Source organism: Xanthomonas sp. 4461 (assembly GCF_024806475.1).
Lineage (GTDB): Bacteria > Pseudomonadota > Gammaproteobacteria > Xanthomonadales > Xanthomonadaceae > Xanthomonas > Xanthomonas arboricola_F.
Genome location: NZ_JANTYV010000003.1, coordinates 179,756 through 188,530, shown reverse-complemented (window position 1 = coordinate 188,530; position 8,775 = coordinate 179,756). Strand labels below are relative to the sequence as shown.

Sequence of the window (8,775 nt, the reverse complement as noted above, 5' to 3'; positions counted from 1 at the left end):
AGTCGAGCGCGCGGTGCCCTCGCCGCTCGCGGGACACGCCGCAAGTACGTCCCTGTAGGCTCGGTGGCGGCATCCATGCCGCCACACGGTCCCGCAAGCGGCAAGGACACCGCACCAGACCATTGGTCGGTTGTTCGCTTAAAGGGCTTGTCCGTTGATCGGCTCGCGTTAGGAGACTAGCGGACGCTTGCTTGTCAGAACTGCAGGGCACGGTACTTGCTCTTGCGATGCACACCGACCCTCTCGACCGGTCCTTGCCCGCCCACCGTCGCGGGACCTTACGCGGCATGGATGCCGCGTAAGAGCTTACAGGGACGTACTTGCAGCGTGTCCCGCGATGGTGGGCGGGCAAGGGCCCTGCAGCCAAACCGCAGCGTCCATGCTCTGCGCCTGACCCCTCCGCACTGTTTCGCCACTTCTGAGTGGCCGAGTTACCGCAGACAGCACTCCACACCACCATGATCGACGACGCGCAGGCGCCACGCTTAGACTCCGCGTTTACACGCGCCAAGGCCGCTGGTGATCGATCTCAATGACATCGCGTTGTACGTGCAGGTGGTGCGCAGCGGCAGCTTTGCCGAGGCCGCACGCCGGCTAGGCACTGCGCCCAACAGCGTGAGCCGGCGCGTGCAGCAGCTGGAAGCGCAGCTGGACACACGCCTGATGCAACGCTCCACCCGCAAGCTCACCCTGACCGACGCCGGCCAAGCCTTTTACGAGCGTTGCGCCGACGCAGTGGACGGGTTGACCTCGGCCGGGCAGAGCCTGGTGGCCGGTGGCGATGAAGCCGCCGGTCTGGTGCGGGTGGCGGCGCCTGCGGATTTCCTGGATTTTTTCCGCGTCGAATGGGTGGGCGAGTTTCTCGCCGCGCATCCGCGCGTGCGCCTGGAATTCGTGCTCAGCGATGGCAAGGCCGACCTGATCGCCGAGCGCATCGATGTGGCCTTCCGCGGCGGTGTGGTGACGGACCTGGGCTATGTCGGCCGCCAGATCCTGGCCGACACCAACGATGTGCTGGTGGCCAGCCCCGGTTACCTGCAGGCACGCGGCAGGCCGCTGCGGCTGGACGAATTGCCGCAGCACGACTGCCTCAGCTTCCCGCATCCGAGCGGGTACGCCACCTGGACGCTGGTCGGCCCGTCCGGGCTTGCCGAAGACGTCCAGGTGCAGGCGCGCATGGCCGCCACCACTGCGCGCGCGCTGCGGCTTGCGGCGGTGGCCGGACTCGGCATCGCATTGTTGCCGCAGGCGCTCACCTGGCCCGATATCCACGAAGGTCGCCTGACCGTGGTGTTGCCGGATTTTCAACGCAAGGGCCAGAGCCTGTACGCGCTGTATCCGAGCCGGCACCATCTGCCGCGCGCGGTGTCGGCGTTTATCCAGGCCGTGGCGACGCGACTGAATGCAGCTGAATGCAAAAAGGTGGCTGGCTTGGCAAACAGCGCCGCCATGCCGGGCGTGCGGTGATCGTGGCGCTGCGGAGTGCGGCGGTTTCAACGCCTTGATTCGATCCAGTCTGCGCACCTGGCGCGCACAACATCGCGCCGACCTTGCTTGAAAGCGGTTGACGCCCTGCCGCGCGGGCAACGCGTTGCATCGAGCGGCACGTTGTCCGCTCGATGCAGGGTCGGCACGTTTGAACCATCGGCACCGTGCAAACGGATGACATGATCGCCAGCGCACGCGATGCCCCCCGGACGGGCATCGCGTGCTGCATCACTCAGGCTGCAAGCCCTTCGATCTGCTGCTGGGCGCTGGCAATCCCCGCCTGGCGGGCGTCTGCGCCAGTGGCCAGGCCTTCGGCCACGATGACCTCGGGGGCGTGCACGCCGACAAAGCCCAGCGCGGTGCGCATGTAGGTCTCTGCATGTTCAAGCGATGCCATCGGCGAGCCGGCGCCATAGAAGCCGCCACGCGCCACCAGCAGAATCACCCGCTTGTTGCCGGCCAGCCCTTCGGGCAGGCCTTGCGCGTTGTAGCGGAAGGTCCTGCCGGCCACCAGCACACGATCGATCCATGCCTTGAGCTGAGTCGGGATGGTGAAGTTGTAAAGCGCCACACCGATCACCACAGTGTCGGCCTCCAGAAATTCCTGCAGCACCGCTGCACTGGTGGCCAGTTCGGCTGCCAGTTCCGGGCTCTGGTCGCCGGTGGGATTCTGCTGGGCCGCCAGGTGCGCGCCGGAGAGGTGCGCCAGCGGCGTGGCGGCCAGATCGCGGTAGGTCACTGCGATATCGCGGTTGCCGGACTGCAACCTGGCAACCGTGGCCGCCGACAGCTGACGGCTGACCGAGTAAGCGCCGAGGATGCTGGAATCGAGATGGAGCAGTTTCATTGGAATGCCTTTGGAAACGTAGGGGGTGTGAGGGTTCGACGATGCGTGGCGGTAGCGCCCACGCATCGACACGGTGGTGATGGACGTCGTTGAAGCTCTGACGCGCGCAGGGCGCGCCTTTTCAAAGCGCACGGCTCTCAGCAACATCGGCAGTGCGCTGGTTTGCTGGGCAACGCGTGTACCGTGAGCCGGCCACGCCGCCGCCCTGCATCCGCTGCCCGCGGCGGTTGCATCAGGCCAGGCGGCCCCTGGCGCGCAACTGCTCGCCGATGCGGCGGATCTCCGCCTCGCCCTGGGCCAGTGCCGCCGCGCTGGTGTGCACCGAGTAGTGGCCCATCACCAGCTCGTGCGGATGCTTGACCGCCGAGCCGAGCACGAACGATGTCGCGCCCACCGACACCACCTCGATGGCCTGCTCGGCATCCTTGAACACAGCCATCTGGCCGGCGCCGATGCTTTCGGCCGCTTCCAGCTGGCCGCCGTGCACCGCGATCCAGGCCACGCTGTGGCCGGCTGGCGGCACGTAGCGCCAGGTCTCGCCGTCGCGCAACTGCACGCTCAGGTAGGTCATGTCGGCCGGTGCCGGGATCCTGCTTTCCAGCGCGCCGTAGCGACCCAGCAGCACGCGCACCGGGCCGGCCACCGGCACATCCTCCGGCGACAGGTACTGGCTCTGCGCCGGCGCATTTTCCTCGGCCGCCGGCAGTGCGACCCACAGCTGGAAGCCCTTGGCCGACGCCTGGCCCACCGGCACGCCGTCGTGCCAGACGCCATTGCCGGCACGCATCCATTCCACCCCGCCGGTGGGCAGCGTGCCCTGCTGGCCGGTGCTGTCCTCATAGCCGACCTCGCCCTCCATCAGGTAGGTGAGCGTGGCAATGCCCGAATGCGGATGCATGCCCATCGGTGCGGCTCCTGCGGACGGTTTGACGGTGAACAGGTCCAGGAACACGAACGGCTTGACCAGCTGGCCCAGATCGCCCGGGCTCATCAGCCGGGTGATCGGTCCGCGGGTGGTGCCGCGGGTGCGAAACACCACTGGGCGCGGCGGGACCTGCACGCTTGGCGCGCGCTGCGGCTGATCGGCATAGACGGGGGCCAGTTGTGCGTTCATGACAGATCTCTTTGCGGTGGTGGAGCAAGCTGCTCCGGTGATGCAAAGCGTAGAGACGCGCCGATTGATCGACTAGCCGGGACATTTGGAGTGCAGTCGTCCAGAAATTGAAGCAATCCTCTCCACATGATCTTCCCGGCACGCGCGACTGGCGCAGCGGCCGCACCGCTTGCGCCGTGCGCGCGCTCGGGACGGGAGCGCTGCCCGGGGACTTTCGCTCGGTGATCCAGATGCTGGTCGCTCCCGGCCACCAATCCAGCGCGAACAGCTCGGCGTTGCCGTGCGCCCCGGCGGGCAGCCTTCATGCCGCGCCGACAACGGATTCTTCACGCTTGCGCCATTCTTCCGCTGGAGATCTCCGATGATCCGCACCCTCGCCCCGCTCGCTGCCGTCCTGTTGCTCTCGGCCTGTGCCTCCAACCAGGTGGCGCAGGTACAGCCCATCGATGGCGCGATCTCCGGCCAGTGCCATATCGAAAAGGTCCGCGGCATCGTGGGTCTGGCCGCAGCGGCGCAGACGGTGGAGCGTGCACGCGTCGATAGCGACAGCCTGCAGGTCAGCGTGCGGCGCGGCGAACGCGCCACCGGCGGCACCACCGCCAGCGGCCTGGCCGACCCGGCGCAGGGCGCCAGCGAGAGCGGTGGCGATCACCTGAGCATCGAAACCGGCCCGTACAACAACATCACCGCGGTGTATTGCGGCTGACGGCAACGCCTGGCGGCGAAGCGGCGGGTTGCAATCGCAGCGGCCTGGTCTGGCGAGTCCTGCGCAGGCGATGGCCCCGGACTGCAAAGTGACGGTGGCTGCAGCTGCGCTGCCCTTGCGGCCCTGCACGGACGACCAGCGCACCGGTCCCGAGGTACTGTCCGCCGGCCGGTCATCCGGAAGTACCTGGCGCGCTGCCACAGCGGCGGGCACGCCGTTGCCAGCGGGAGTCGGCACCGGGCAACCACACAGCCAACGCGTCACTGCGGGCACGGGCCGCGCTCGCCTGGTGGCTGCGTCGTCGTTTCGTCAGTCGTCCTCAGTCTGCCGAACGCGCCTGGCCGGCTGCATCGTCATCAACCCGGCCGAACGCGTCGCGCCAACGCCGATGCAGCCATGTCTGGCCATCGTGGATGCAGCTGAACACCGCAGGCACCACGACCAGGCACAGCAGCGTCGAACTGATCAATCCCCCGATCACTGCGATGGCCATCGGCTGACGGAAACTGGCATCGGCGCCGAAGCCCAACGCGATCGGCAGCATGCCGGCGATCATGGCAACGGTGGTCATCACGATCGGACGCGCGCGTTTGTGGCACGCATCGAGCAACGCGGCGTCGACGCAGGCTGCCCCATCGCCGATTGCGATCACCGCGTATTCCACCAACAGGATCGAGTTCTTGGTGACGATACCCATCAGCATCACCAGGCCGATCATCGACGGCACATCGAGCTCGCTGCCGCACAGCAACAGCGCGATGAAGGCGCCGCCGAGCGAAAGCGGAATGGCCGACAGGATGGTCAACGGCTGGAAGAAGTCGTTGAACAGCAGGATCAGCACGCACAGCATGCACAAGGTGGCGATCACGATCGCCAGCAGCAGGCCGGACGATAGCTCCGCCGCCACTTCGGCATCGCCGGACTGGATCAGCGCCACGTTTGCAGGCAGTTGCCGGATGGCCGGACGCGTGGTGGCCAAGGCCTGCGCCTTGCTCAACGGCATCTCGCCCAGGTCGGCACTCACCGTGACGTAGCGTTGGCGATCGTAGCGGTTGATCTCGGTCGGGCCGCTTTCCACTGCCAGGACCGCGACGCTGGACAACGGCACCAGGCCATCGCGCGATGGCACGCGCAGATTGGACAAGGCCTCCAGATCGGCACTGACCCGGTCGGGAACCTGCACGCGGATATTGATCTGCCGGTTGTCCAGATTGAGCTTGGCAAGTTGCGGTTCGAAATCGCCGCTGGTCGCGGTGCGCAGGGTCTGGCCGATATCGGCGCTGCTCACGCCGTAACGGGCGGTCTGGCTCTGGATCGGCCGCGCAACCAGTTCCGGCCGTTGCAGGCTTGCAGTGGTGCGCACACCCGACAGGCCGGCCGCGCGCAACTGGCTTGCGAACGCAGTGGCGGTGGCGTTGAGGGCGTCCTCCGATTCGCTGGTGAGAATCATCGACAGGTGTTCGCCCGGCCCGCCGCCGCTCACGGTGACCCGTGCGCCGGTGATATTGACCACGACCTGCCGCACTGCGCGCTCGATCTGCGCCTGCGCCGCGCGCGTCTTGCGCGGCGACAGCACCAAGGTCATCTCGGCGTTGCGCACCTGCGCCACCTGCGCATCGCGTCCACCCGCATCGCCGCCGATGCTGGTGAACACCGCGCCGACGCCGTCGATGCGGCCTACCGCCGCGCGCACCCGTTCGGTGACCTGGCGGGTCTGCCCGATGTCGCTTTCCGGCCCCAGCTCGACCTTGACGGTGATGAAGCCGCGGTCGCTGGGCGGCACCAGACCCTTGGACAGCAGCGGCAACAACGCCAGCGACAACAGCAGGAACACGCCGGCCGCGCCCAGGGTCGCTGCGCGATGCCGCAGGCTCCACTGCACCAGCCGCAGGTAGCCGGCAGTCACCACGCCGGTCGTCGGTTCGGCTGGATTGTCGTGCCGCGCGCCGAGAAAGGTGGCCGCCATGATCGGGGTGATCAGCCGCGCCACCATCAACGAGGCCACCACCGCAATCACGGCAGTCCACCCGAACTGCTTGAAGAACAATCCCGGGATGCCGCCCATCAACGTGGTCGGCACGAACACCACCACCAGGGTGGCGGTGGTGGCCATGACCACCAAGGCGATCTCGTTGACTGCGTCGGCAGTGGCCTGAAACGCGGATTTGCCCATGCGCCGGTGACGTTCGATGTTCTCGATCTCGACGATGGCGTCGTCGACCAGGATGCCGACCACCACTGCCAGGGCCAGCAAGGTCAGCGTATTGAGCGAGTAATCCAGCCACCACATCACCGCGAACGACGGCAGGATGGACAGCGGCAGCGCCGATGCGGCGATCAGGGTGGCGCGCCAGTCGCGCAGGAACAGCCACACCACCAGCACCGCCAGCAACGCGCCCTCGTAGAGCATCGACATCGACCCTTCGAATTGCTCCAGGGTGTAGGCCACGGTGCCGGAGACCGGGGTGATGCGCAGGGAGGTGTCGCTCCGTTGCAACTGCTGCAGCGCCTGCGCGACACCTGCGGCGATCCTGGTTTCGTCGAAGCCCTTGGTGCGATAGAGGCTGAGCCCGATCACCGGCTTGCCGTCCAGCAGCGCGGCCTGCCGACGGTCGGCGATGCCGTCGCGCACGCGCGCGATCTGCTCCAGGCGCACGCTGCCGCCGCTGGCGAGCGCAATCGACATGCCGGGCAGCTGCGCGGCCTGCCGCACACCGGCCAGCGTGCGCACCGATTGCTCGGCGCCGCCCAGTTGCACGCGTCCGCCGGAGGAGTCCTGCTGCATCTGCTGCAACGCGCGCGATACATCGGAGGTGGTCACCCCAAGCGCCGTCATCTGCACCGGATCCACCTCCACCCGTATCTCGCGCTGCACGCCGCCCAGGCGCTGCACGCGGCCCACACCTGGCACCTTCAGCAGCGCCTTGCTCACGCGGTCGTCGACATACCAGGACAGCGCGGTCTCATCCAGCGTCGTGGAGGTCACCGCATAGGTCAGAATCGGCGTGCTGTTTTCGGTCACCGCACTGATGGCCGGCTGCAGCAGTTCCGGCGGCAACGACGAACGCACGCGGTCGACCGCATCCTTGGTTTCGATCAACGCATCGGACAGCGACTTCTCCAGGCGAAATTCGGCCACGATCTGCACCTGTCCATCGCTGATGGTGGTGCGCAGGTGACGCAGGCCGCTGACGGTGGCGAGGGAGTCTTCCACCTTGCGCGCCACATCGGTTTCCAACTGCGCCGGTGCCGCCCCCGGCTGTGTCAGGACGACAGTGACGGTGGGCAGATCCAGATCCGGCAGCGCCTGGATGGAAAGATTGCGGAAGCCGTACACGCCCGCCAGCGTCAGCAGGAAAAACAGCAATACCGCAGGAATGGGATTGCGCAGCGACCAGGTAGCGAAGTTCATCGTGGCCCACGTGGAATCAGCTGCATGCCGACCAGCGGGCCGGCCGGTGTGGTCCTGACCAGCACCGTATCGCCATCGGCGAGCAATCCCGCGCCCTGCGCCACGATGCGCTCGCCATCAGTCCACGGCTGCAGCAGTTCGACCTCGCTACCGAAGCGCCGCCCCACCGTCACCGGTTGCGCGCGCACCCTGGCAGCGGCGCCGCTGCCGACGACGCGGAACACCAGGCTGCGGCCATCGCGCACCACCACGCTCGACGCCGGTACCACCAGCGCGCGGCTGGACGGCAGCGCCACCGCACCATCGACGTACATCCCGCCGCGCAACAGGCTGTCGGGCGGGATATCCGCATACACCACGCCAAGCCGGGAGCGCGCATCCAGCAGCGGCGCGATCTGGCGCACGCGTGCGCCCACGGTGCTGCCGTCGGGTAGCCGCAGCCGAACCGGCTGGCCCGGCGCGATCCGCGCGATCTGCTCGGGCGTGAACTCTCCGCGCCACTCCAGGCGCCCCTGGCGCACCAGGCGGAACAGTTCCTGGCCGCTGCTGGCCACCGCGCCCAGCGTCGCGCTCTGCGCGCTGATCAAACCATCGTCCGGGGCGGTGATGTCGGCTTGCTGCAGTTGCAGCCGGTTGGCATCCAGCTGCGCCTGCGCCACCGCGATCTGGGTGTTGGCCGTGACCGCTTCGGTCACGTAGCGCTGTACTTCCTGATCGCTCATCACCCCGGCCGCCTGCACGCGCACGGCGCGCATGCGATTGGTATCGGCCTGATGCGCGGCCGCCTGCGCCTTGGCCAGGCCTGCGCGCAGTTCTGCGCGTGCTGCCAACAAGGTTGCGGTATCGAAACGTGCCAGCAGCTGCCCGCGCGCCACCACATCGCCGACCGCCACGTTGAGCGTCACCAGCCGCAGCCCGTTGCTTTGCGAACCGATCACCGCTTCCTGCCAGGGCGCCACGATCCCGGTGGCCGACAGCGTGCTTGGCCACTCCACCTGACGTGCCGTTATCGCCGTGACCGACAACGCGGTGATCGGAAGCGCGTTGATGGGTGCTGGCTGGGCGCGCGTGGACCACCACCAGCCCGAGGCGATGGCACCGCTGCCCAGTAGACACCACAGCAGCGGCGTTGCGAAGCGTCGCGGTCCGCGCCTGGGTGCCGCAGCGGGGGTACGCGCGCGCGCTGTCGTGTCGGTTGGGGTCATGGT

At 67.7% G+C, this 8,775-nt stretch carries 6 protein-coding genes; 2 read left to right on the top strand and 4 right to left on the bottom strand.

Going from position 1 to position 8,775, the window contains the following annotated elements:
• Positions 1-519: 519 nt before the first annotated feature.
• Positions 520-1,467, top strand: a complete 948-nt coding sequence (locus FHY19_RS13155) for a LysR family transcriptional regulator (protein ID WP_259166559.1) — start codon at positions 520-522, stop codon at positions 1,465-1,467.
• Between the two features lie 253 nt (positions 1,468-1,720).
• Here FHY19_RS13155 and FHY19_RS13150 read toward each other — a convergent pair whose 3' ends face one another.
• Together FHY19_RS13150 and FHY19_RS13145 are read right to left on the bottom strand one after the other, a co-directional pair.
• The gene (locus tag FHY19_RS13150; RefSeq protein WP_259159066.1) at positions 1,721-2,335 is read right to left on the bottom strand and encodes an NAD(P)H-dependent oxidoreductase; all 615 of its coding nucleotides are present in this window, start codon (positions 2,333-2,335) and stop codon (positions 1,721-1,723) included.
• A 232-nt stretch (positions 2,336-2,567) separates the two neighbouring features.
• Positions 2,568-3,449, bottom strand: a complete 882-nt coding sequence (locus FHY19_RS13145) for a pirin family protein (RefSeq protein ID WP_259166557.1) — start codon at positions 3,447-3,449, stop codon at positions 2,568-2,570.
• Between the two features lie 361 nt (positions 3,450-3,810).
• On the opposite strand from FHY19_RS13145, the gene FHY19_RS13140 reads away from it, so the two are divergent.
• Positions 3,811-4,155: a hypothetical protein gene (locus FHY19_RS13140; protein ID WP_259166555.1), complete on the top strand. Its 345-nt coding sequence runs from the start codon at positions 3,811-3,813 to the stop codon at positions 4,153-4,155.
• A gap of 319 nt (positions 4,156-4,474) precedes the next feature.
• Here the strand turns inward: FHY19_RS13140 and FHY19_RS13135 are convergent, their stop codons facing one another.
• Both FHY19_RS13135 and FHY19_RS13130 read right to left on the bottom strand, forming a co-directional pair.
• Positions 4,475-7,567 (bottom strand): efflux RND transporter permease subunit, encoded by a 3,093-nt coding sequence (locus FHY19_RS13135; RefSeq protein WP_259166554.1) that lies wholly within the window; start codon positions 7,565-7,567, stop codon positions 4,475-4,477.
• Positions 7,564-8,772 (bottom strand): efflux RND transporter periplasmic adaptor subunit, encoded by a 1,209-nt coding sequence (locus tag FHY19_RS13130; protein ID WP_259166553.1) that lies wholly within the window; start codon positions 8,770-8,772, stop codon positions 7,564-7,566. Before FHY19_RS13130 ends, FHY19_RS13135 begins: the two co-directional genes overlap by 4 nt.
• Positions 8,773-8,775: the final 3 nt, after the last annotated feature.